This is a genomic window from Streptomyces sp. NPDC050509 (assembly GCF_044457965.1).
Classification (GTDB): Bacteria; Actinomycetota; Actinomycetes; order Streptomycetales; family Streptomycetaceae; genus Streptomyces.
Genome location: NZ_JBITHL010000011.1, coordinates 203565 through 224748, shown reverse-complemented (window position 1 = coordinate 224748; position 21184 = coordinate 203565). Strand labels below are relative to the sequence as shown.

General features: G+C 72.7%; 20 protein-coding genes, 1 pseudogene and 1 riboswitch. Of the genes and pseudogenes, 18 read left to right on the top strand and 3 right to left on the bottom strand.

What is annotated here, in order from left to right:
• The first annotated feature begins 5 nt into the window (after positions 1–5).
• Positions 6–314: a hypothetical protein gene (locus tag ACIBJC_RS29855; protein ID WP_399297733.1), complete on the top strand. Its 309-nt coding sequence runs from the start codon at positions 6–8 to the stop codon at positions 312–314.
• Between the two features lie 305 nt (positions 315–619).
• Positions 620–817, top strand: a riboswitch (cyclic di-AMP (ydaO/yuaA leader).
• A gap of 2 nt (positions 818–819) precedes the next feature.
• Positions 820–1293 (top strand): C40 family peptidase, encoded by a 474-nt coding sequence (locus ACIBJC_RS29850; RefSeq protein ID WP_399297731.1) that lies wholly within the window; start codon positions 820–822, stop codon positions 1291–1293.
• Positions 1294–1352: 59 nt separating this feature from the next.
• Here ACIBJC_RS29850 and ACIBJC_RS29845 read toward each other — a convergent pair whose 3' ends face one another.
• Entirely contained in the window at positions 1353–1796 is a 444-nt protein-coding gene (locus ACIBJC_RS29845) for an ATP-binding protein (RefSeq protein WP_399297728.1), read from the bottom strand.
• Between the two features lie 260 nt (positions 1797–2056).
• Between ACIBJC_RS29845 and ACIBJC_RS29840 the strand changes: the two genes are divergently transcribed.
• Together ACIBJC_RS29840 and ACIBJC_RS29835 are read left to right on the top strand one after the other, a co-directional pair.
• Entirely contained in the window at positions 2057–2914 is an 858-nt protein-coding gene (locus ACIBJC_RS29840) for a helix-turn-helix domain-containing protein (RefSeq protein WP_399297726.1), read from the top strand.
• A gap of 8 nt (positions 2915–2922) precedes the next feature.
• Complete coding sequence (locus ACIBJC_RS29835) at positions 2923–3162, top strand: DUF397 domain-containing protein (RefSeq protein WP_399297724.1); 240 nt, start codon at positions 2923–2925, stop codon at positions 3160–3162.
• A gap of 8 nt (positions 3163–3170) precedes the next feature.
• Here ACIBJC_RS29835 and ACIBJC_RS29830 read toward each other — a convergent pair whose 3' ends face one another.
• Positions 3171–4430 carry an 8-amino-7-oxononanoate synthase gene (locus tag ACIBJC_RS29830; protein ID WP_399297722.1) on the bottom strand — a complete coding sequence of 420 codons (1260 nt, stop codon included), beginning with the start codon at positions 4428–4430 and terminating at the stop codon, positions 3171–3173.
• A gap of 208 nt (positions 4431–4638) precedes the next feature.
• Here ACIBJC_RS29830 and bioB point away from each other — a divergent pair, with 208 nt between their 5' ends.
• The 4 genes from bioB (at position 4639) to ACIBJC_RS29810 (ending at position 8896) form a co-directional block, all read left to right on the top strand.
• The gene (gene bioB / locus ACIBJC_RS29825; protein ID WP_399297720.1) at positions 4639–5829 is read left to right on the top strand and encodes a biotin synthase BioB; all 1191 of its coding nucleotides are present in this window, start codon (positions 4639–4641) and stop codon (positions 5827–5829) included.
• On the top strand, positions 5822–7153 hold the full coding sequence (locus ACIBJC_RS29820) for an adenosylmethionine--8-amino-7-oxononanoate transaminase (protein WP_399297718.1): 1332 nt from the start codon (positions 5822–5824) through the stop codon (positions 7151–7153). The genes bioB and ACIBJC_RS29820 overlap by 8 nt, the downstream gene beginning before the upstream one ends.
• A 6-nt stretch (positions 7154–7159) precedes the next feature.
• The gene (bioD, locus tag ACIBJC_RS29815; protein WP_399297716.1) at positions 7160–7927 is read left to right on the top strand and encodes a dethiobiotin synthase; all 768 of its coding nucleotides are present in this window, start codon (positions 7160–7162) and stop codon (positions 7925–7927) included.
• A 93-nt stretch (positions 7928–8020) separates the two neighbouring features.
• Complete coding sequence (locus ACIBJC_RS29810; RefSeq protein WP_399297714.1) at positions 8021–8896, top strand: TIGR03621 family F420-dependent LLM class oxidoreductase; 876 nt, start codon at positions 8021–8023, stop codon at positions 8894–8896.
• A 25-nt stretch (positions 8897–8921) separates the two neighbouring features.
• On the opposite strand, the gene ACIBJC_RS29805 is transcribed toward ACIBJC_RS29810, so the two are convergent.
• Positions 8922–9953, bottom strand: a complete 1032-nt coding sequence (locus tag ACIBJC_RS29805) for a medium chain dehydrogenase/reductase family protein (protein ID WP_399297712.1) — start codon at positions 9951–9953, stop codon at positions 8922–8924.
• Positions 9954–10053: 100 nt separating this feature from the next.
• On the opposite strand from ACIBJC_RS29805, the pseudogene ACIBJC_RS29800 reads away from it, so the two are divergent.
• The 10 genes and pseudogenes from ACIBJC_RS29800 to ACIBJC_RS29755 all read left to right on the top strand — a co-directional run.
• Positions 10054–10470, top strand: a pseudogene (locus ACIBJC_RS29800) (GNAT family N-acetyltransferase); the annotation flags it as partial.
• Between the two features lie 147 nt (positions 10471–10617).
• Positions 10618–12060, top strand: a complete 1443-nt coding sequence (locus tag ACIBJC_RS29795) for a hemolysin family protein (RefSeq protein WP_399297710.1) — start codon at positions 10618–10620, stop codon at positions 12058–12060.
• Positions 12060–13073: a hemolysin family protein gene (locus ACIBJC_RS29790; protein ID WP_399297834.1), complete on the top strand. Its 1014-nt coding sequence runs from the start codon at positions 12060–12062 to the stop codon at positions 13071–13073. Before ACIBJC_RS29795 ends, ACIBJC_RS29790 begins: the two co-directional genes overlap by 1 nt.
• 104 nt (positions 13074–13177) lie before the next feature.
• Positions 13178–14008, top strand: coding sequence for an SGNH/GDSL hydrolase family protein (locus ACIBJC_RS29785; protein ID WP_399297708.1), 831 nt, complete (start codon positions 13178–13180; stop codon positions 14006–14008).
• A 73-nt stretch (positions 14009–14081) separates the two neighbouring features.
• Positions 14082–15515: an adenylosuccinate lyase gene (gene purB / locus ACIBJC_RS29780; RefSeq protein ID WP_399297706.1), complete on the top strand. Its 1434-nt coding sequence runs from the start codon at positions 14082–14084 to the stop codon at positions 15513–15515.
• 18 nt (positions 15516–15533) lie between these two features.
• The gene (gene mug / locus ACIBJC_RS29775; RefSeq protein WP_399297704.1) at positions 15534–16079 is read left to right on the top strand and encodes a G/U mismatch-specific DNA glycosylase; all 546 of its coding nucleotides are present in this window, start codon (positions 15534–15536) and stop codon (positions 16077–16079) included.
• 208 nt (positions 16080–16287) lie between these two features.
• Positions 16288–17358, top strand: a complete 1071-nt coding sequence (locus ACIBJC_RS29770; protein ID WP_399297702.1) for a LacI family DNA-binding transcriptional regulator — start codon at positions 16288–16290, stop codon at positions 17356–17358.
• On the top strand, positions 17355–18344 hold the full coding sequence (locus ACIBJC_RS29765; RefSeq protein WP_399297700.1) for a 2-hydroxyacid dehydrogenase: 990 nt from the start codon (positions 17355–17357) through the stop codon (positions 18342–18344). Before ACIBJC_RS29770 ends, ACIBJC_RS29765 begins: the two co-directional genes overlap by 4 nt.
• The gene (gene manD, locus ACIBJC_RS29760; RefSeq protein WP_399297698.1) at positions 18341–19564 is read left to right on the top strand and encodes a D-mannonate dehydratase ManD; all 1224 of its coding nucleotides are present in this window, start codon (positions 18341–18343) and stop codon (positions 19562–19564) included. Before ACIBJC_RS29765 ends, manD begins: the two co-directional genes overlap by 4 nt.
• Before the next feature lie 5 nt (positions 19565–19569).
• Positions 19570–21093 carry a mannitol dehydrogenase family protein gene (locus tag ACIBJC_RS29755; protein WP_399297696.1) on the top strand — a complete coding sequence of 508 codons (1524 nt, stop codon included), beginning with the start codon at positions 19570–19572 and terminating at the stop codon, positions 21091–21093.
• The last annotated feature ends 91 nt before the right edge of the window (positions 21094–21184 follow it).

The following is a 21184-nucleotide window of genomic DNA, read 5'->3' as shown; positions in this document are numbered from 1 at the left end:
CGCCGGTGCTGCCCCCCGAACTGCCGCCGCTGCCCGCCCTCACCCGGGCCGAGGGCGAGGTCGTCGACCACTATCTGCGGATCGTGGACCTGCTGGGCCGGATCAACCCGGCGCGCGGGACGGACACGTACGGCGCCCTGCGCGCGGCCCAGGCGCTGCCGGCCCAAGTGACCGGGCTGCGGGACGCCCTGACGGCCATGCACCAGCGTGGCGAGAGCGAGGTGTACGCGGCGACCCTGGCCAGGGCGTTGCGGACGCTCGACGGGGAACGGCGGGCCGCGCGGGTCACCGTGCCGCCCGCGCGCCCGACCTGACGGGGCGTCGCGTTCCCGTATGGCCGCGTCCATATGAGAAGAACTCGCACGTTCGGCGTATGAACTGACTGGACGGATTCGGCGAGGCGAGTTGCGCGAACCGACCGGAGTGTCGGCGCGCGTGATCGTTACGTCGCAGGTAAGGCCCTCATCGGCCCGCGCCGACCGGGAGCGGAATACCCCCTCGCCACCCACATGGACCAAGGGTGAGGAACTTCACATATCGTCGTTTCAACTCGGAAATCCACTGGTTTCTGGGTCAAGATCCCTGGGACGACAAGCCCCCGCCACCCCTGGCGGGGCGGTCCGGGCGGACGCCGAGTCCTGCCGCCGTTCCGGATGTCGGGTCGACAGGAGTGGATCGGCAGGAGTGGAGGACCCAGGCAGTACGGGACGACGCCCGTTGTGGTCGTCCCTCGGGGTGAAGCCGTTCACGCGGCCGGGCAACTTCGCCAGCCCGAACCCGACAGGTCATCCTTCACAGGCGGCTGACGAAGGGGTGCGCATGACCGCGCAGACATATGTCCCGTCTTTGCTGTCCCGGGCGGGGGCCGTATCGGCCCTCACGATCGCCGCCGTCGCCGGCACCATGCTGGCACCTGGCGCGGCGTCAGAGGCCGAGGCCGCCACGCTCAGCGTCAAGGCCCTGAAGGTCGCGGCGTCGAAGAAGGGGTCCCCGTACAGGTACGGCGCGACGGGGCCGCACCGCTTCGACTGCTCGGGGCTGACGCTCTACTCGTTCAAGAAGGCGGGGAAGAAGCTCCCCCGTACGGCACAGGCCCAGTACAACAAGACGCGGCACGTCTCCTCCTCGTCGCGGCGCAAGGGTGACCTGGTGTTCTTCCACTACGGGAGGAGCGTGTACCACGTCGGGATCTACGCGGGCAGGGGAAAGATCTGGCACTCGCCGAAGACCGGTTCGCTGGTACGGCTGGAGAGGATCTGGTCCAAGAAGGTCTGGTACGGCCGGGTGAAGTGAGCACGCGTCGGCCGCCCCGCCCCGTGGAGCCCTGAAGGCCCGCCATGCCCTTGAAGGCCTCAGGCAGGGGTGGCCGGCGTCAGCGGGACCGTCCAGGGCAGCGCGATCCAGACGGTCTTGCCGCCCTCGGCCGTCGGGATGACCGACACCCGCCCGCCGGCCTCGGCCGTCAGCGAGCGGATGATGACCATCCCGCGGCCGTTGTCCTGCTGCACGGCCGCGGGAAGCCGCTGGGGCCAGCGCGGATGGCTGTCGGTGACCCCGACGCGCAACCGCTCCTCGCGGTCGAGCCGTACCTCCACGGTGAACGTGGGCGACTGGCCGAAGGTGTGCTGCACGGCGTTGGTCGCCAGCTCGGAGACGATCAGCCGGACGGTGTCCGCGGTGGCCGCCTCGCCCGGCAGCCCCCAGTCGGTGAGGAGGTCCGCGACGTATCTTCGGGCCGTCGGCACCGATGCGGGCTCGCTCGGCAGGGTGATGGATGCTTCCTGGTGGTCGGCCATGGCGACGCTGTCCCTTTCCCGCCGGACCGGACTCCGGCGCAGAGCTGATGGCTGCGCGGACGGCCTCGGAACCGTGCTGCGCGACAGCCTGCCACTGATCGCACCATCCGTACCTCCGATCCACCGAGATCTGCATATATCTGTCGCTCAAAGCGGTGAACTCTGCAACGCGAGACCGTATTTGGGCGCCGGAAAGATAACTTCTCCGCCTTGACGTCGTATCGGTGCGACGGAGAAGGAAGCGGAGAGGTGATTCGGCCATGCGGCATATTCCGGTGGTACGTCGGCAGCGACTCGGGGACGAATTGCGCAGGCTGCGCCGGAGCGCGGGGCTCACCAGTGATCAGACGGCCCGGCTGCTCGGCTGGCACCAGTCGAAGGTGAGCAGGATCGAGACCGGCGTCAGCGGGGTGCGGGACGGCGACCTGGCGGCGCTCCTCGACGCCCTGGGGATCGAGAACCGGCGGCTGCGCTCGCTGCTGCGGGCCCTCGCGGGCACGGCCGACGGCGCGCCGGGGTGGTGGACGGCGTACCGCGCGGTGATCCCGCCCACGTACCGGGACTTCATCACACTGGAGTCCCAGGCGAGCACCGCGCACACGCTGGAGACCTCGGTGGTGCCCGGACTGCTCCAGACCCCCGCCTACGCCCGCGCCGTGACCAGGGCCGCGCTGACGGGGACGCCGGACGGGACGGTGGACTCGCTGGTCGACGTGCGGCTCACCCGCCAGGAGGTGCTGACGCGGGCGGCGGCGCCGCTGCGTCTGCACGCCGTGGTCGACGAGGCCGTGTTACGGAGGGAGGTCGGCGGGCCCGGGGTGATGCGGGATCAGTTACGGCGGCTGACCGAGCTGGCCAGGCTCCCCCAGATCCGTCTCCAGGTCCTGCCCTTCGCCGCGGGCGGCTACGCCGGACTCACCGGCCCCTTCATCATCTTCTCTTTTTCGAACATTACCGATCTGGATTTAGTCATTCTCGACCATTTAACGAATAGCCTCTATCTGCAACGGAAAGAGGACCTGGAGGCGTACCGCGTCGCCTTCCACGCGATGCAGGCACACGCCCTCTCGACACAGGATTCATTGGATCTCATCGCCGGGATCAATGACGGCGCGTAGGGAGCATCATGTCCGCTTGCCTCGCAGGGCCCCCCACCTCTCTTCCCTTACCCCTTTCACCCCCGCGGAGGTGGCGGCGCAGCAGTCACAGCGTCGGCGCCAACAACTGCGTGGAGTGCGCCCGTAACGACGCGGGCGCGCTGGCCGTACGGGACTCCAAGAACGCCGCCCGCCCCCACCTGGCCTTCTCCGCCGGTGCGTGGACATCCTTCGTCCGGGCGCTGGACGGGCGGGCGCCTGCCGCGTAGACGGGCCGTCACTCCGCTTCCGGGGCCGCGGACATGGCCCCGGGCGCGAGCGCCACGACCGTACGCACCGCCGCGCCCATCTGGTCCTCCGTCAGGTCGGCGCGGGCGGTCAGTCTGATCCGGGAGATGCCGTCCGGCACCGAAGGCGGCCGGAAACACCCCACGGCCAGCCCCGCCGCCCGGCAGTCGGCGGCCCAGCGCACGGCCGCCTCCGGCGACGGCGCCTGTACGGAGACCACGGCGGCGTCGGGCCGTACCGCAGTCAGTCCCGCCCCGGTCAGCAGCCGGTGCAGCGTACGGGCGACCTCCCGGGCCCGCTCGGCCCGTTCGGGCTCGCGCCGCAGCAGCCGCACGCTCTCCAGCGCGGCGCCCACCGCCGCGGGCGCGAGCCCCGTGTCGAAGATGAACGTCCGCGCGGCGTTGACGAGATGGTCGATCACCCTGGCCGGTCCCAGGACGGCGCCGCCCTGGCTGCCCAGGGACTTGGAGAGGGTGAGGGTCGCCACCACCCCCGGGGCCCCTGCGAGGCCCGTCGCGTCGAGGGTGCCCCGGCCGCCCGCGCCGAGCACTCCCAGGCCGTGCGCGTCGTCGACGAGCAGGGCAGCGCCCCGGCCGCGGCAGACCGCGGCCAGCTCCGCCAGCGGCGCGGCGTCGCCGTCCACCGAGAAGACGGCGTCGCTCACGACCAGCGCGCGCCGCCCGGGATGCGCGTCGAGCGCCTTCGCCACGGCTTCGGGATCGGCGTGCGGTACGACGACGGTCTCGGCGCGGGAGAGCCGGCAACCGTCCACGATCGAGGCGTGGTTGCCCGCGTCGGAGACGAGGATCCCGTCGCGGGCGGTGAGCGCGGTGAGGGCGGCGAGGTTGGCCGCGTAACCGGACGAGAGAACCAGCGCGGCCTCGAAGCCGCAGAACTCGGCCAGCTCCCCTTCGAGTTCGGCGTGCAGGGCGGTGGAGCCGGTGACCAGCCGGGAGCCGGTGGCGCCCGCGCCCCAGCGGCGGGCGGCCCCGGCGGCGGCGGCGGTCACGGCCGGGTGCCGGGTGAGGCCGAGGTAGTCGTTGCTCGCCAGGTCCAGCAGGGCGGAGTCGGCCGGGCGCGGCCGGAGCGTACGGACCAGGCCGGCGCGCTCGCGGCGCAGCGCCTCCCCGTCGGTCCAGTCGAAGGGGTCGGCCCGGTAGGAGGCGTCGGCCCCGTCGGTGGGACCGGTCCGGTTCGAAGGGGCGGGCCCGTCCAGGGGAACGGTCCGGTCCGGGGGATTCTGCTCCATCGGTCCCGTCCTTGGGTCGGCGGCGTCGGGCGTCCGCGGCGGTGTCCCGTCCGGGACGATTCCCGCACCGTGTCCTTTTGTAGGCAGCTCACAGACCCTAACCGCCCGCGAACCCATTCTTAGTGTGGTCATGCACACACCTCGCTCGGGCGGTGTTGTGGGATTCCTCCGTGGTCATGACGCGCCCGGATAGGTCAGGATCGGCACCATGGATCTGCTGAACACGCTGGTGGAAAAGGGCCTGCGGCGCGAGTCGCCGACCCGTGAGGAAGCGCTCGCTGTGCTGGCGACCTCGGACGACGAGCTGCTCGACGTGGTCGCGGCGGCCGGCAAGGTGCGCCGTCAATGGTTCGGGCGGCGGGTGAAGCTGAACTATCTGATCAACCTGAAGTCCGGCCTGTGCCCGGAGGACTGCTCGTACTGTTCCCAGCGGCTCGGTTCGAAGGCGGAGATCCTCAAGTACACCTGGCTCAAACCCGACGAGGCCTCCAAGGTCGCCGCCGCCGGGGTCGCGGGCGGCGCCAAGCGGGTCTGCCTGGTCGCGAGCGGCCGGGGGCCGACGGACCGGGACGTCGACCGGGTCTCGCGGACCATCGAGGCGATCAAGGAGCAGAACGAGGACGTCGAGGTGTGCGCCTGCCTCGGGCTGCTCTCGGCGGGCCAGGGCGAGCGGCTGCGGGCCGCGGGCGCCGACGCGTACAACCACAACCTCAACACGTCCGAGGCGACCTACGGCGACATCACCACCACCCACACCTATGCCGACCGGGTGGACACCGTGCGGCAGGCGCAGGCGGCCGGTCTGTCGGCCTGTTCCGGGCTGATCGCCGGTATGGGGGAGAGCGACGAGGACCTGGTCGACGTGGTCTTCTCGCTGCGCGCGCTGGACCCCGACTCGGTGCCGGTCAACTTCCTGATCCCGATGGAGGGGACGCCGCTCGAACGGGAGTGGCACCTCACCCCGCAGCGCTGTCTGCGGATCCTGGCGATGGCGCGGTTCGTCTGCCCGGACGCGGAGGTCAGGCTCGCGGGCGGGCGCGAGGTGCATCTGCGGACGCTGCAACCGCTCGCGCTGCACCTGGTCAACTCGATCTTCCTGGGCGACTACCTCACCAGCGAGGGCCAGGCGGGCCAGGCGGACCTGGACATGATCGCGGACGCGGGCTTCGAGGTGGAGGGCGCGGGCACGACGACGCTGCCCGAGCACCGTACCGGCGGCTGCACGCCGTGCGGCGGTGACGGCGGCGGCACCTGCGGCGGGACCGAGGGGTCCGCGGTCGATGCCACGGGCGCGGCACCGGACGGCCAGAAGCAGGCACCGGCTCCGTCGGGACTCCGTACGGACCTGGTCTCCGTACGGCGCAGGGGCGCCGGCACCGACCTGGCGCCCAATGCCTGATCTCCCCTCCCCCGCGGGGCCGCTCACGCCCGACGCGCTGCTCGCCCTGGACCGGGCCCACGTCTGGCACCCGTACGGTCCGATGCCGGGCCGTACGGATCCGCTGGTCGTGGAGTCGGCCTCCGGGGTACGGCTGCGGCTCGCCGAGGCCGCGTACGGCCGGCGTGAGCTGGTCGACGGCATGTCGTCCTGGTGGTCGGCGATCCACGGCTACAACCACCCCGTGCTCAACGAGGCGGCGCGCGGCCAGCTCGACCGGATGAGCCATGTGATGTTCGGCGGGCTCACCCATGAGCCCGCCGTCCGGCTCGCGGCCCGGCTGGTCGAGATCACGCCCGAGCCGCTGCGCCACGTCTTTCTCGCGGACTCGGGCTCCGTCTCGGTCGAGGTCGCCGTCAAGATGTGCCTCCAGTACTGGCGTTCGGCCGGGCGTCCGGCCAAACAACGGCTGCTGACCTGGCGCGGCGGCTACCACGGCGACACCTGGCAGCCGATGTCGGTGTGCGACCCCGACGGCGGGATGCACGGGCTGTGGTCGGGGGTGCTGCCCCGGCAGATCTTCGCGGACGCGCCGCCGGCCGCGTACGACGAGACGTACGCCGACGGGCTGCGCGCGCTCGTCGCGCGCCACGCGGACGAACTCGCCGCCGTGATCGTCGAACCGGTGGTCCAGGGCGCGGGCGGGATGCGTTTCCACTCCCCCACCTATCTGCGGGTCCTGCGGGAGGCGTGCGACGCGCACGACGTGCTCTTCGTCCTGGACGAGATCGCCACCGGGTTCGGCCGTACGGGCACGCTCTTCGCCGCCGAGCAGGGCGGTGTGTCCCCCGATGTGATGTGCGTCGGCAAGGCTTTGACGGGCGGTTATCTCACGATGGCGGCGACCTTGTGCACCGCGCGGGTGGCCGAGGGCATCGCGCGCGGCGAGGTCCCTGTGCTGGCGCACGGGCCGACCTTCATGGGCAATCCGCTGGCGGCGGCCGTCGCCTGCGCGTCGATCGATCTGCTGCTCGGCCAGGACTGGGCGGGCGAGGTCAAGCGCGTCGAGGCTGGGCTGCGCGAGGGGCTGGCGGAGGCGGCGGACCTGCCGGGGGTACGGGACGTCCGCGTGCTGGGCGCGATCGGGGTCGTCCAGCTCGACCGTGAGGTGGACATGGCCGCGGCGACCCGGGCGGCGGTGCGCGAGGGTGTCTGGCTGCGGCCGTTCCGCGATCTGGTGTACACCATGCCGCCGTATGTGACGGGTGACGAGGACATCGCCCGGATCTGCCGCGCGGTGGTCGCGGTGGCGGCGGACGCGGCGACCGCACGACAGGAGGGCTGAACGGGCATGACGACAGTGATCGTGACCGGGACCGGGACGGAGATCGGCAAGACCGTCGTGACGGCCGCCCTGGCCGCGGCGGCGCTCGCCCGGGGCCGTACCGTCGCGGTGCTCAAACCCGCGCAGACCGGGATGGCTCCGGGCGAACCGGGGGATGCGGCGGAGGTCGTGCGGCTCGCCGGTCCGGTGACCGCGGTCGAGCTGGGCCGCTACCCCGAGCCGCTGGCGCCCGCGACGGCGGCGCTGCGGGCCGGCGCGGAGCCGGTACGCCCCGGGGAGATCGCCGCGGCGGCCACGAAGCTGGCCGACGAGCACGATCTGGTGCTCGTCGAGGGCTCGGGCGGGCTGCTCGTACGGTTCGACGCGGCGGGCGCCACCCTCGCGGACACGGCCCGGCTGCTGGGGGCCCCGGTCCTGATGGTGGCGCAGGCCGGACTCGGCACGCTCAACGCGACCGCGCTCACCGCGGAGGCGCTGCGGACGAGGTCGCTGACGCCGCTGGGCGTGGTGATCGGGAGCTGGCCGGACGAGCCGGGGCTGGCGGCGCGCTGCAATCTGGCGGACCTGCCGGAGGCGGCGGGCGCACCGCTGCTGGGGGCCGTGCCGGCGGGCGCGGGGGCGCTGGACCCGGCGGACTTCCGTGCGCGGGCGGCCACCTGGCTGGCGCCCGAACTGGACGGCGGGTGGGACGCGGACGCGTTCACGACCGCCTTCACCGCCGCGTTCGTGGACGCGTCCGTCGGTGTGGACGCCGCGGCGCCGGGGGTGACCTGACCCGGCTCGGACGGTCGGCCTGCGGGGCGTTCCCGTACCGGACTGGTAGGCCTTGGGCGATCTTCCCCACCTGCGAGTCAAGGAGCGGCGTCCATGGCACGGCCCTTCCGGTTCGGTGTGAACATGACGACGGCCTGCGGGGGCGCCGAGTGGCGCGAACGGTGCGGACGCGCCGAGGAGTTGGGGTACGACGTGATCCTCGTGCCGGACCACCTCGGCATGGTCGCGCCGTTCCCCGCTCTGGCCGCCGCGGCGGAGGCGACCGAGCGGGCGCGGCTCGGGACCTTCGTCCTGAACGCCGCCTTCTGGAACCCCGCGCTGCTCGCCCGCGAGATCGCGACGGTGGACGCGCTGTCCGGCGGGCGGCTGGAGCTGGGGCTCGGCGCCGGGTACGTACGGGAGGAGCACGAGCGGGCCGGGCTGGCGTTCCCACCGCCCGGCGCACGGGTGGACCTGCTCGGCCGTACGGTCGCGGAGGTGGACCGGCTGCTCGGCGACGCGGCGCACGTACCGCGCCCCGTCCAGTACCCGATGCCCCCGCTGCTGATCGGCGGGAACGGCGACCGGGTGCTGCGGCTGGCCGCGGAGCGGGCCGCGATCACCGCCTTCACCGGGGCGCGGCACACCGCGGAGGGGCTGCGGGCGCTCACCGCCGACGAGCTGGCGGAGCGCGTGGCCGCCTACCGGGGCTTCGAGTCCGGGCGCCCGGCGCCCGCGGAGCTGAATCTGCTGCTCCAAGTCGTCGCCGTGACCCGCGACCGCAGGGCGGCGGTGCGAGAGCTGCTGTCGGGAATGCGGCTCGGTGAGGACGAGGCGCTGGAGCTGCCGCTGCTCGCGGTCGGCACCGTCCGGCAGATCGCGGACCAGCTCAGGGCGCAGCGGGAGCGGTACGGGTTCACCTATCTGACGGTCCTGGACCCGTACATGGAGACGTTCGGCCCGGTGATCGAGGAGCTGCGCGGCGGCTGACCGTGGTCCCCCGACCCCCGCGGGCTCACGGGTTCAGTACGACCTTTCCGGCGACGGTGCCGGATTCGGCCAGGCGCAGCGCCTCGGCGACGCGGGTGAGCGGCAGTTGGGCGGCGATCCGGGCGGTGATGTCGCCGCGCTGGAGGGCCACGAAGACCTGGGTGAGGTCGGCGCGCAGCCGGGCCCTGAACCGGTTCTTGCCGAGGGCCTTGCCTGCCCAGACGTTGTAGAAGTAGGCCCGGCGGCGGTTGGGCAGCGCGTTCCACAGCCACACCCGGCCGAGCAGCTTGATCACGGGCCACTGCTTGGATCCCTCGTCGTCCCTGGTGGAGGCGGTGCCGTAGGAGACGAGCGTGCCGCCGGGCGCGAGGAGGCGCCAGGAGTCGGTGACGGACCGGCCGCCGACGTGGTCGAAGACGGCGTCCACCCCGCCGGGGGCGAGTTCCCTGACGCGCGCGGCGACGTCCTCGGTGCGGTAGTCGACGGGGACGATCCCCCGTTCCCGCAGGGCGTCGTGGTGGCGCGCCGAGGCGGTGCCGATCACCTTCACGCCCGCGACATGGGCCAACTCGGCCAGGACCGAGCCGACACCGCCGTTGACGCCGTGCACCACGATGGTCTGCCCCGCGCGGACCCGTGCCTTGCGGTGCAGCATCTGCCAGGCGGTGACGCCGTTGACCACCAGGGTCTCCGCCTCCGCCGCGCCGATCCCGTCGGGGACCTCCACCGTGTCCGCCGCGTCGACGAGCACATGGCTGGCCCAGCCGCCGACCTTGACCAGCGCGGCGACCCGGGTGCCGGCCAGGCCGGCCCCGACCCCCTCGCCGGTCGCCAGCACCGTACCGACCAGGTCGTAGCCGGGCACGAAGGGGAAGGGCGGCTGGTCGTAGTAGCGGCCCCGGCGCATCTGCTGCTCGGCGAAGGAGACCCCGGTCGCCTCCACACGGATCACGACCTGCCCGGGGCCCGCGGTGGGGACGGCTCCGTGCCGGATCCGGAGCCCTTCCGGCGCCACCTTGCCCGGCAGTACGACCTCGACGAGTCCTTCGGTGTTCATGACGACCTCCACTGCACTCCACGCTGGATACGCACTATCACGCTTGTTAGAAGTTATAACTCAGAAGCGGGCGGAGCGCCACCTCTGCTTGGCTCCTCCCATGAACGATCTCCACATACGCCGCGCCACCCTCCCGGACATCGACACCGTGCTGCGGTTCTGGCGCGAAGCCGCGGAAGGAACGAGCATCAGTGACGATCACGACGGGGTGGCCCGGCTCGTCGCACGGGATCCCGAGGCCCTGATCCTCGCGGAGCGCGACGGCCTCCTCATCGGGACGGTGATCGCCGGCTTCGACGGATGGCGGTGCTCCGCCTACCGGCTCGCCGTACACCCGGACCACCGCCGGCAGGGCGTCGCCACCTCCCTGATGGAGGCCGCGGAGCAGCGCTTCGGCGCGCTGGGCGGACGGCGGGTCGACGCCATGGTCCTGGAGACCAACGAGCGCGCGCACCGCACCTGGGCCACGGCCGGCTACCACCGCGAGGACCACTGGCGACGCTGGGTGAAGCCGCTGGACGGGCCGGTGCCGGCCGGGAGCACCGGGGACCACCCACACCACACGACGCCTGAACGCATGACACCCGGACACACGGGCACCTGAGGACGGCCGACGCCGCGCGGTCCCCGGCCCGTGCGGCGATCATGAGACGGAGGTGAACGGATGACCGAAGTGCTTCTGCTCCTGGTGGCGGTCCTGCTGGCGCTGGCCTGCGGGGCCTTCGTCGCGGCGGAGTTCTCCCTCACCACCGTGGAGCGCGGCGACCTCGAACGGGCCGTGGAGCGCGGGGAGCGGGGCGCGGCGGGGGCCCTGAAGGCCGTACGGAGCCTGACGTTCCAGCTCTCCGGAGCACAGCTCGGCATCACCGTGACCAACCTGGTCGTCGGGATGCTCGCCGAGCCGTCCATCGGGAAGCTGATCCGCGGGCCGGTCGAGGCGCTGGGCTTCTCCCCCGGTACGGCGTCCTCGGTGGCGCTGGTCATCGGGACGGCCCTGTCGACGATCGTGCTGATGGTCGTCGGCGAGCTGGTGCCGAAGAACTGGGCGATCTCCTCGCCGCTGGCGGTCGCGAAGGTGGTGGCCACACCGCAGCGGTACTTCACGGCCACGTTCCGTCCGTTCATCGCGCATCTCAACAGCACGGCGAACCGGATCGTGCGCGGGCTCGGCCTGGAACCCACCGAGGAACTGGCGTCCGCGCGCAGCCCCCAGGAGCTGGTCGCGCTCGCGCGGCACTCCGCGAAGGAGGGTGCGCTGGAGGCGGACACGGCGGAGCTCTTCGTACGGACGCTGAGCCTGGCCGCGCTGACCGCGGAGAACGTGATGACCCCCCGCGTACAGGTGATGGCCCTGGACGTACGGGCCACCGCCGAGGACGTCGCCAACGCGACCCGCGCCACCGGCCTGTCCCGCTTCCCCGTCTACCGGGGCAGCCTGGACACCGTCGTCGGGGTCGCGCACATCAAGGACGTCCTGACGGTCCCGGCGGGGCGGCGGCCCAGGCTCCCGGTGTCCGAGCTGCTGCGCGAGCCGCTGCTGGTACCGGAGAGCCTGACGGTGGACACCCTGCTCGACCGGCTGTCGGGCGGCGTCACGATGGCCGTCGTCATCGACGAGTACGGAGGGACCGCCGGGGTGGTGACGCTGGAGGACATCGTCGAGGAGGTCGTGGGCGAGGTACGGGACGAGCACGATCCGCACGAGCTGTCCGATCTCGCGCCGGTGGGCGAGGACGCGGACGGCAGGGCGCTCTGGTCGGCCGACGGCGCCGCGCGCGCCGACCAGCTCAGCTCGGTCGGGCTGCGGATGCCGGAGGGCCCGTACGAGACCCTCGCGGGGCTCGTCGCCACCGAGCTGGGCCGGATCCCCGCGGAGGGCGACCGGATGGCGCTGGGGGGCTGGGAGCTGGAGGTCGTGGACGCCACGGGCCGTCGCGCGGCCCGGGTGCTCCTGCGCGCGCCCCGTACGGCGGACGGCGGCGGTACGGACGCGCGGGCGGCGCCCGGGGACGCGGCGGACCCGGCAGACCCGGCAGACCCGGCGGACCCGGCGGCCCCCGCGGACCCGGCGGAGAGCGACGGAAAGGGAACGGGGGACTCCGGATGATCACCGCCGTCCAGCTCTTCGTCGCGCTGCTTACCCTGGTCGTCAACGCGTTCTTCGTGGCGGCCGAGTTCGCCCTGATCTCCGTACGCCGCAGCCAGATCGAGCCGACCGCGGAGGCCGGGGACCGGCGGGCGCGCAGTGTGGTCTGGGGGCTGGAGCACGTCTCGGCGCTGCTGGCTGCGGCGCAGCTCGGGATCACGCTCTGCACCCTGGTGCTGGGCATCGTCGCCGAGCCCGCCCTCGCCCACCTCCTGGAACCGCTCTTCGACGCGGTCGGGGTTCCGCACGGGCTCGTGCACCCGCTCTCGTTCGTGATCGCGCTCGCCGTCGCCACGTATCTGCACATGCTGCTGGGCGAGATGGTGCCCAAGAACGTCGCCCTGGCCGGGCCCGCGCGGGCCGCGCTGCTGCTGGGGCCGCCGCTGGTCGCGCTGGCCCGCGGGCTGCGCCCGGTCATCTTCACGGTGAACGCCTTCGCCAACGGCCTGCTGAAGCTGCTCAGGGTGGAGACGAAGGACGAGGTGTCCGCCACGTTCTCCGACGACGAGCTGGCCCGGCTGGTCACCGACGCGGGCCACGCGGGGCTGCTCGACGACCGGGCGACCGAGCGGCTGCACGACGCGCTGGAGCTGGGGCGCCGTCCGGTGCGCGATGTGGTGATGCCGCTGGAACGGGTGGTCTCGGCGCGGCTCGGGGTGACACCGGAGGGCCTGGAGCGGCTGGGCGCGGAGTCCGGCTTCTCACGGTTCCCGGTGGTGGACCCGGCCCGCCGGATCCTCGGCTACCTCCATGTGAAGGACGCGCTGGACGCGGCGCCCCGCGAGGAGCCGTTCCCGGTCTCGGGGATGCGCGCGATCGCGCGGGTACGGGCGACGACGCCGATGGACGACGTACTGACCGCGATGCGGCGCGGCCGTACCCATCTCGCGGCGGTGCTGGACGAGGACGGGAAGCTCGAAGGCCTGGTGACGATGGAGGACCTGCTGCGGGAGCTGGTGGGCCGGCACGCCTAGGGTCTTTCGTGGAGGCCCTGGGCTCGCCCCGTACCGCATCCGTGGAAGGGCCGCGTACCAGGCTTGCGAGGGCGAACCTACCGCGCGGTACGATCGGCTCCGCCATGGAGATGAATGCCAACTACACCAGTTTCGTCGCGGTCGGTGACTCCTTCACGGAGGGCATGTCCGACCTGCTGCCCGACGGCTCGTACCGCGGCTGGGCGGATCTGCTCGCCGCGCGGCTCGCGGCCCGTACCCCCGGGTTCCGGTACGCGAACCTCGCCGTGCGCGGCAAGCTCATCGGCCAGATCGTCGAGGAGCAGGTGGGCGTCGCGGCGGCGATGAAGCCGGACGTGGTCACGCTCGTCGGCGGGCTCAACGACACGCTGCGGCCCAAGGTCGACATGGGCCGGGTGCGCGGGCTGCTCACGGAGGCCGTGGAGCGGCTCGCCCCGGCGTGCGGACAGCTCGTACTGATGCGCAGCCCGGGGCGGAACGGTCCGGTGATGGAGCGCTTCCGGCCGCGCATGGAGGAGCTGTTCACCGTCGTCGACGAGCTGGCGGCGGCGCACGGCGCGCTGGTGGTGGACCTGTACGGGGTGCCGGCCCTCGGCGATCAGCGGATGTGGGACGTGGACCGGCTGCATCTGACGGCGGAGGGCCACCGCAGGGTCGCCGAGGCGGTCGGGCAGGCGCTCGGGCTGGCACCGGGCGACGACTGGCGTACGGAGCTGCCGCCCGCCGGGGCCGAACGGTGGCTCGCCCGGCGGACGAGCGACGCCCGGTTCGCGCGGCAGTACCTCGGCCCGTGGGTGATGCGCCGGGTGACGGGACGCTCCTCAGGGGACGGCCGGGCGGCGAAGCGGCCCGAGCTGCTGCCGTACGAGGTGCGGGACCTGACGTCGCGGGACCGCACGTCACCGGACCCGGCGTCGCAGGACCGAACCCCGTAGGCCACGCCTTGGAGGAACGTACGAGAACGGGCGCGGCGCCGCACTGCGTCAACCGACAGTAGAATCAGCTCACGTGACTCCCAAGCCTCGTATCCCCAATGTCCTTGCCGGCCGCTACGCCTCGGCGGAGCTGGCCGTGCTGTGGTCCCCCGAGCAGAAGGTGAAGCTGGAGCGTCAGCTCTGGCTGGCCGTGCTGCGGGCGCAGCGGGACCTCGGGATCGAGGTGCCGGACGCCGCCCTCGCCGACTACGAACGCGTCCTGGACCAGGTCGACCTGGCGTCGATCGCCGAGCGCGAGAAGGTCACCCGGCACGATGTGAAGGCGCGGATCGAGGAGTTCAACGCCCTCGCCGGCCATGAGCAGGTGCACAAGGGCATGACCTCGCGCGACCTGACGGAGAACGTCGAGCAGCTTCAGATCCGGCTCTCCCTGGAGCTGACCCGCGACCGTACGGTGGCGGTGCTGGCCCGGCTCGGGAAGCTGGCGGGCGAGTACGGCGCGCTGGTCATGGCCGGACGCTCGCACAATGTCGCCGCGCAGGCCACCACCCTCGGCAAGCGGTTCGCGACGGCGGCGGACGAGCTGCTGGTGGCGTACGGCCGGCTGGAGGATCTGCTGGGCCGCTACCCGCTGCGCGGGATCAAGGGCCCGGTCGGCACCGCGCAGGACATGCTCGACCTGCTGGGCGGCGACACCGCGAAGCTGGCCGAGCTGGAGCAGCGGATCGCGGGCCACCTCGGCTTCGCGCAGGCGTTCACCTCCGTGGGCCAGGTGTATCCGCGCTCGCTCGACTACGACGTGGTGAGCGCGCTGGTGCAGCTCGCCGCCGCGCCCTCCTCCGTCGCGAAGACGATCCGGCTGATGGCCGGGCACGAGCTGGTCACGGAGGGCTTCAAGCCGGGCCAGGTCGGCTCCTCGGCGATGCCGCACAAGATGAACACGCGCTCCTGCGAGCGGGTCAACGGGCTGATGGTGATCCTGCGCGGCTACGCGTCGATGACCGGCGAGCTGGCGGGCGACCAGTGGAACGAGGGCGATGTCTCCTGCTCGGTGGTGCGCCGGGTGGCGCTGCCGGACGCGTTCTTCGCGTTCGACGGGCTCCTGGAGACCTTCCTGACCGTCCTGGACGAGTTCGGCGCGTTCCCCGCGGTCGTGGCGCGCGAGCTGGACCGTTACCTGCCCTTCCTGGCGACGACGAAGGTGCTGATGGGCGCGGTACGGGCCGGGGTCGGCCGGGAGGCCGCGCACGAGGTGATCAAGGAGCACGCGGTGGCGTCGGCGCTGGCCATGCGCGAGCAGGGCGCCGAGCGCAACGAGCTGCTCGACCGACTGGCCGCGGACGAGCGCATGCCGCTCGGCCGGGCGGAGCTGGACGCGCTGATGGCCGACAAGCTGTCCTTCACGGGCGCGGCGGAGGAGCAGATCGCGACCGTGGTGGGCCGGATCGAGGAGATCCTGAAGCGGCACCCCGAGGCCGCCGGCTACACGCCGGGCTCCATCCTCTGATGTCCCCCGACTCCCGCCATGACTCCTGAGGAGCTCGAAGCCGCCCGCGACCGCGTCCTGCCCGACGTGGTCGCGGGCGGTTTGCGTGTGCTGTTCTGCGGTATCAACCCGGGCCTTATGTCGGCGGCGACCGGCCATCACTTCGCCCGCCCAGGCAACCGCTTCTGGCCGGTGCTGCACCTCTCCGGCTTCACCCCGCGCCGGCTGGCGCCCGCCGAGCAGGACGAGTTGCCGACGTACGGACTCGGCATCACCAACGTGGTGGCGCGGGCGTCGGCGCGCGCCGACGAGCTGAGCGCGGAGGAGTTCCGCGCGGGCGGGCGGATCCTGACGGCGAAGGTGGAGCGGCTGCGTCCGGCGTGGCTGGCGGTGGTCGGGATCACCGCGTACCGGACGGCCTTCGACGAGAAGCGCGCCCGGATCGGGCCGCAGGAGCGGACGATCGGCGGGACACGGATCTGGGCGCTGCCCAATCCGAGCGGGCTGAACGCGCACTGGACGGCGGCGACGATGGCCGAGGAGTTCGGGCGGCTGCGCGAGGCGGCGAGCACGCCCGCGGGGTGAGGGCTCCGGGGCACTCCGGGGCAGAGGCGGCCGGGGCGGGCCGGGCCGGGTCAGGGGCACTCCGGGGCCGGGCGGGTCGGCAACACCGCGCGCCCCCTTGCCAATTTTGTGGCAAGCATTGACAAGGTTGCACAACGGTGACGACCATGCAACATGCCGTTCACCCACCCCTCTCCGTCGAACCAGTAAACGGAGTATCGGAGCACCCATGGCCCCCACCCTCACCGACGTTGCCAAACGCGCCAACGTCGCCCTCTCCACCGCGTCCCGCGCGTTCAGCGACCCGGACCGGCTCGGACCGCACACCTTGCGCAAGGTTCTCTCCGTTGCGCAAGAGCTGGGATACGAACCGGCCGGGCCGCGGGTCACCGAGCCCGTCGCCGACGGGGACACCGCCACGGTGGCCGTGGTGGTCCCCGACATCGCCAACCCGGTGTTCGGCGCCTTCGTGAAGGCCGCCCAGGGTGAGGGATGGCACCGCAGGCAGACCGTCGTCCTCGCGGACACCGATCTCAACCCGGACCGCGAGCGCGAGGTCATCGCCCATCTGCGGGACCAGGCCGACGGGCTCGTCGTGGTGTCCTCACGGCTGGACGCCGACGAGATCCTCGGCATCTGCGGCCGTACGCCCGCCGTGCTGGTCAACCGCGAGACGACCGGCGCGGACTGTGTGCTCACCGACGCGGCGCACGGGCTGCGCCAGGCCGTCGACTACCTGGCGGCGCTCGGCCACCGGCGGATCGCGTACGTCCAGGGCATGCAGCGCTCCTGGTCGAACGCCCAGCGCGTCGAGCTGATCCGCGCGGAGTCCGAACGGGCCGGTCTTGAGCTGGAGTTGCTGGGGTGGCAGTCGGAGACCGTGGCGGGCGGTACCGCAGCGGCGGCCAGTGTGATGGCTTCCGGCGCCTCCGCGGTGATCACCCACAACGACCTGGTCGCGCTCGGTGTGATCGCGGGCGCCCGGGCGCTGGGGATCGGTGTGCCGGAGGACCTCAGTGTCATCGGGGTCGACGACATCCCGTTCGCGGAGGTGTCACAGCCCTCCCTCACCAGCATCGCCGTCCCCATGGCGAAGGCGGGCGCCCTCGCCATGGACCTGCTGGGGCAGGTTCTCGCCGGTGACCGCCACACACCGCGCACCCTCCGGCTGCCGACCCAGCTCATCGTCCGCGGATCGAGCGGTCCGGCCCTCACCCACGACTCCCGGCTCCCCACCACCGCGGGCCGGGCCGTCGTCGGCCGCCCGGTCGCGGGGCGAGCCACGAAGGACGCGTCATGACACTCACGGTAGTCGTCGCCGACTCCAACCTCCTGCCCCTGCGCGCCGAGTTCGAGGCCGCGCTCCCTGCGGGTACGGCCGTGCGCTGGCCCGACGTACGGGACACCGCGGCCGTCGAAACCGCCCTGGCGGACGCCGATGTCCTCGTCTCAGGACAGTGCACCGCCGCCATGGCCGCCGCGGCCCCGGGGCTGCGTCTGGTGCACGCCGCGGGCGCCGGTACGGAGAAGATCGAGACCGCCGCGCTGGCGGCGGGCACCCTGGTCGCCAACACGTTCCACCACGAGAACTCGATGGCGGAGTACGCCGTCTCGGCCGCGGTCCTGCTGCGCCGGGGCTTCCTGCGCCAGCACGACGCGCTGCGCCGCGGGGAGTGGGACTCCCCCGTGTACGACGCCGACGCACCCTGGGTGGACAGCCTGGGCTCGGCGACGGTCGGGTTCGTGGGCTTCGGTCATATCGGCGCCAGGAGCTGGGAGTTGTTCCGGGCGTTCGGCGCGCGGGGCGTCGCGGTCACCCGGCGCGGCGATGTCGACGCGGCGGCGCACCGACTGGAGTGGTCGGGGACGGTGGACGATCTCGGCACCCTGCTGGAGACGTCGGACGTCGTGGTGGTCTCCGCACCGCTGAGCGCGGCGACGACGGGGCTGATCGGCCCGGCGGAGTTCGCCCGGATGCGCTCCTCCGCCGTTCTGGTCAACGTGGGGCGCGGCCCCGTCGTGGACGAGGACGCGCTCTTCCGCGCGCTGAGCGGGCGGACGATCGGCGGCGCCGCGCTCGACGTCTGGTACCGCTACCCGTCCGAGGGCCACACCGGCGCGCCCGGCAACCATCCCTTCGAGAAGCTGGACAACGTACTGATGACTCCGCACTCCTCGGGCCTCACCCGCGAGACCTTCGCGCGCAGGGCCGCCGACATCGCCGCCAACATCGGGCGGCTGGCCGCGGGCGAAGAGCCGCACAACGTCGTGGCGGTGGCCCGATGACCAGGACCGACACCATCGCCGCCGTGGACGTGATCGTCACCAGCCCCGGCCGTAACTTCGTCACGCTCAAGATCACCACGGCGGAGGGGCTGGTGGGCTGGGGCGACGCCACCCTCAACGGCCGTGAGCTGGCCGTCGCCTCGTATCTGCGCGACCATGTCGCCCCCCTGCTCATCGGCCGGGACCCGGCGCGCATCGAGGACACCTGGCAGTACCTGTACCGGGGTGTCTACTGGCGGCGCGGTCCGGTGACGATGACCTCCATCGGCGCGGTGGACATCGCGCTGTGGGACATCAAGGGCAAGGCCACCGGACAGCCCGTGTACCAGCTCCTCGGTGGCGCGGTCCGCGACCGTGTCCTCACCTACACGCACGCCTCCGGCTGGGACGTGCCCGAGCTGCTGGACGCGATCGACGCGCAGCGCGAGCGCGGCTTCCTCGCCGTACGGGCGCAGAGCGGTGTGCCGGGCCATGACCTGGTGTACGGAGTGACGCGGGGCGGCCCCGGGTACGAGCCGGCCGGGCGGGTCGCGGCCCCCGTGGAAGAGGTCTGGGACACGGAGTCCTACCTCCGCCACGCCCCCGGTGTGCTCGCGGCGGCCCGCGCCCATGTGGGCCCCGAGCTGAAGCTGCTGCACGACGTGCACCACCGGCTGACGCCCGGTCAGGCGGCCAGGCTGGGGCGGGCGTTGGAGGACGTGGACCTGTTCTGGCTGGAGGACGTCACACCGGCGGAGAACCAGGAGGTGCTGCGGCACGTCCGGCAGCACACCACCGTGCCGCTGGCCATCGGCGAGGTGTTCAACACCGTCTGGGAGTGCCAGTCGCTGATCACCGAGCAGCTCATCGACTACGTACGGACGTGTGTCACGCACGCCGGCGGCATCAGCCACCTCCGGCGGATCGCCGCGCTCGCCGAGATCTGGCAGGTCAAGCTGGGCCCGCACGGCCCCTCCGACGTGTCGCCGGTGGCGCTCGGCGCCTCGCTCCATGTCGGCCTCTCCACACCGAACTTCGCCATCCAGGAGTACATGGGGTACGAACCGCTCGTCCACGAGGTGTTCCGGCACGCGTGGAGTTACGAGGACGGGCATCTGCACCCCGGCGAGCAGCCCGGTATCGGGATCGAGGTCGACGAGGAGCTGGCCGCCCGATTCCCGTACGAGGCCGCCTACTTGCCGGTGGCGCGGCGCCGCGACGGCTCGATGACGGACTGGTGACCGTGATGACGACAGCTCTTCCCCGGCTCGGCGCCGGGACCGTCGCGGCGAAGCCGCCGGCCGGAACCGGCATCGTCCATCTCGGACTCGGCAACTTCCACCGCGCCCACCAGGCCGTGCACACGGCCGCCGCGCTGGCGCACACCGAGGGGCCGTGGGGCATCCTCGGTGTGGCGAGCCGGTCGGCCGGGGTGGCCCAGGCCCTGCGGGAGCAGGACATGCGGTACGCGGTCGTGGAGATCTCCCCGGAACACACCGAGGTGACCGTCCCGTCGGTGCACACCGGGGCGCTGGTGGCCGCCGCGCAGCCGCAGGAGGTGCTCGACGCGCTGGCCGCGCCCGCCACGGCCGTCATCACGATGACGGTCACGGAGCACGGCTACACGTTCTCGCCCCGTACCCACGGACTCGACTTCGACGCCCCGGCCGTACAGGCGGATCTGCGCGGCGACGCGCCGCCGCGCACCACCATCGGGCAGATCGTCCGCGGGCTGCAGCGCAGACAGCGTACGCACGCCACCCCGGTCACGGTGCTGAGCTGCGACAACCTGGTGGGCAACGGCGCGCAGACGAGGCGTCTGGTGCACGAGTTCACCCAGGCGCTGCCCGCCGACGAGCGGGACGCGCTGACGCCGTGGCTGGAGAGCGCGGTGACGTTCCCCAGCTCCATGGTCGACCGGATCGTCCCCGCGACGACCGACGTCTACCGGGAGGCGGTCGCCGCCAGGCTCGGGGTACGTGACGCGGTACCGGTCCCGGCGGAACCGTTCTCCATGTGGGTGATGGAGGACCGGTTCGCCGCCGGGCGGCCACGCTGGGAGCACGGCGGGGCGCTGTTCACGGCGGACGTCGAGCCGTACGAACTGCTCAAGCTCCGGCTGCTCAACGGCACCCACTCGCTCATCGCCTATCTGGGCGCGCTGGACGGGCGGGCGACCATTCCGGAGTCGATCGGGCGGCCGTTCATCGCGGAGGCGGCGCGGGGTGTGCTGGGCACCGAGTACCTGCCGAGCCTCACCGTGCCCACCGACATCGATCTGGACGCGTACGTGGGGCAGCTCTTCGAGCGCTGGGCCAACACGGCGCTGGGTCACCGTACCCAGCAGGTCGGGTCCGACGGCTCGGTGAAGCTGCGCCAGCGGGTGCCCGAGCCGGCGCTGCTGCATCTGCGGGCCGGGCGCATGCCGCACCGGCTGGCGCTGACGGTGGCCGCGTATCTGTGCTGCGTGGCCCCGCCCGCGGGGTTCTCGCCCGGTCCGCACGCCGCCGCGATGGCGGATCCGGCGCGCGGGACGCTGGCCGCGATCGCGGACCGCGCGGCCACCGCGCCCGCCGCCTCCGGGGCGTCGCGCGCCGCCTTCGTCGAAGCCGTCCTGGACAGCGGGCTGCTCGGCGACGGTCTGACGGAGTATCCGGCCTTCGCCGGCCGGGTCGCCGAACTCATCGATGTCATCGTCCGGTTCGGACCCGGCGCGGCTGCCGCCGAGGCGGCGCGCGCCGCGGAGTGCGAACCGCAGCCCACGGGCTGAGGCCCCCGGGCCGGCCCCGATCCCCGTTTCCCGGGCCGGCCCCCCGTTCCCTGTCGGCGGACCACCGCTCCCTCTTCTCCCTCTTCCCTCC

Excerpts from the sequence above, each read along its gene's own strand:
- ACIBJC_RS29850 (WP_399297731.1), top strand. The coding sequence starts at position 820 with ATGACCGCGCAGACATATGTCCCGTCTTTGCTGTCCCGGGCGGGGGCC.
- ACIBJC_RS29845 (WP_399297728.1), bottom strand. The coding sequence starts at position 1,796 with ATGGCCGACCACCAGGAAGCATCCATCACCCTGCCGAGCGAGCCCGCA.
- ACIBJC_RS29840 (WP_399297726.1), top strand. The coding sequence starts at position 2,057 with ATGCGGCATATTCCGGTGGTACGTCGGCAGCGACTCGGGGACGAATTG.
- ACIBJC_RS29835 (WP_399297724.1), top strand. The coding sequence starts at position 2,923 with ATGTCCGCTTGCCTCGCAGGGCCCCCCACCTCTCTTCCCTTACCCCTT.
- ACIBJC_RS29830 (WP_399297722.1), bottom strand. The coding sequence starts at position 4,430 with ATGGAGCAGAATCCCCCGGACCGGACCGTTCCCCTGGACGGGCCCGCC.
- bioB (WP_399297720.1), top strand. The coding sequence starts at position 4,639 with ATGGATCTGCTGAACACGCTGGTGGAAAAGGGCCTGCGGCGCGAGTCG.
- ACIBJC_RS29820 (WP_399297718.1), top strand. The coding sequence starts at position 5,822 with ATGCCTGATCTCCCCTCCCCCGCGGGGCCGCTCACGCCCGACGCGCTG.
- bioD (WP_399297716.1), top strand. The coding sequence starts at position 7,160 with ATGACGACAGTGATCGTGACCGGGACCGGGACGGAGATCGGCAAGACC.
- ACIBJC_RS29810 (WP_399297714.1), top strand. The coding sequence starts at position 8,021 with ATGGCACGGCCCTTCCGGTTCGGTGTGAACATGACGACGGCCTGCGGG.
- ACIBJC_RS29805 (WP_399297712.1), bottom strand. The coding sequence starts at position 9,953 with ATGAACACCGAAGGACTCGTCGAGGTCGTACTGCCGGGCAAGGTGGCG.
- ACIBJC_RS29795 (WP_399297710.1), top strand. The coding sequence starts at position 10,618 with ATGACCGAAGTGCTTCTGCTCCTGGTGGCGGTCCTGCTGGCGCTGGCC.
- ACIBJC_RS29785 (WP_399297708.1), top strand. The coding sequence starts at position 13,178 with ATGGAGATGAATGCCAACTACACCAGTTTCGTCGCGGTCGGTGACTCC.
- mug (WP_399297704.1), top strand. The coding sequence starts at position 15,534 with ATGACTCCTGAGGAGCTCGAAGCCGCCCGCGACCGCGTCCTGCCCGAC.
- ACIBJC_RS29770 (WP_399297702.1), top strand. The coding sequence starts at position 16,288 with ATGGCCCCCACCCTCACCGACGTTGCCAAACGCGCCAACGTCGCCCTC.
- ACIBJC_RS29765 (WP_399297700.1), top strand. The coding sequence starts at position 17,355 with ATGACACTCACGGTAGTCGTCGCCGACTCCAACCTCCTGCCCCTGCGC.
- manD (WP_399297698.1), top strand. The coding sequence starts at position 18,341 with ATGACCAGGACCGACACCATCGCCGCCGTGGACGTGATCGTCACCAGC.
- ACIBJC_RS29755 (WP_399297696.1), top strand. The coding sequence starts at position 19,570 with ATGACGACAGCTCTTCCCCGGCTCGGCGCCGGGACCGTCGCGGCGAAG.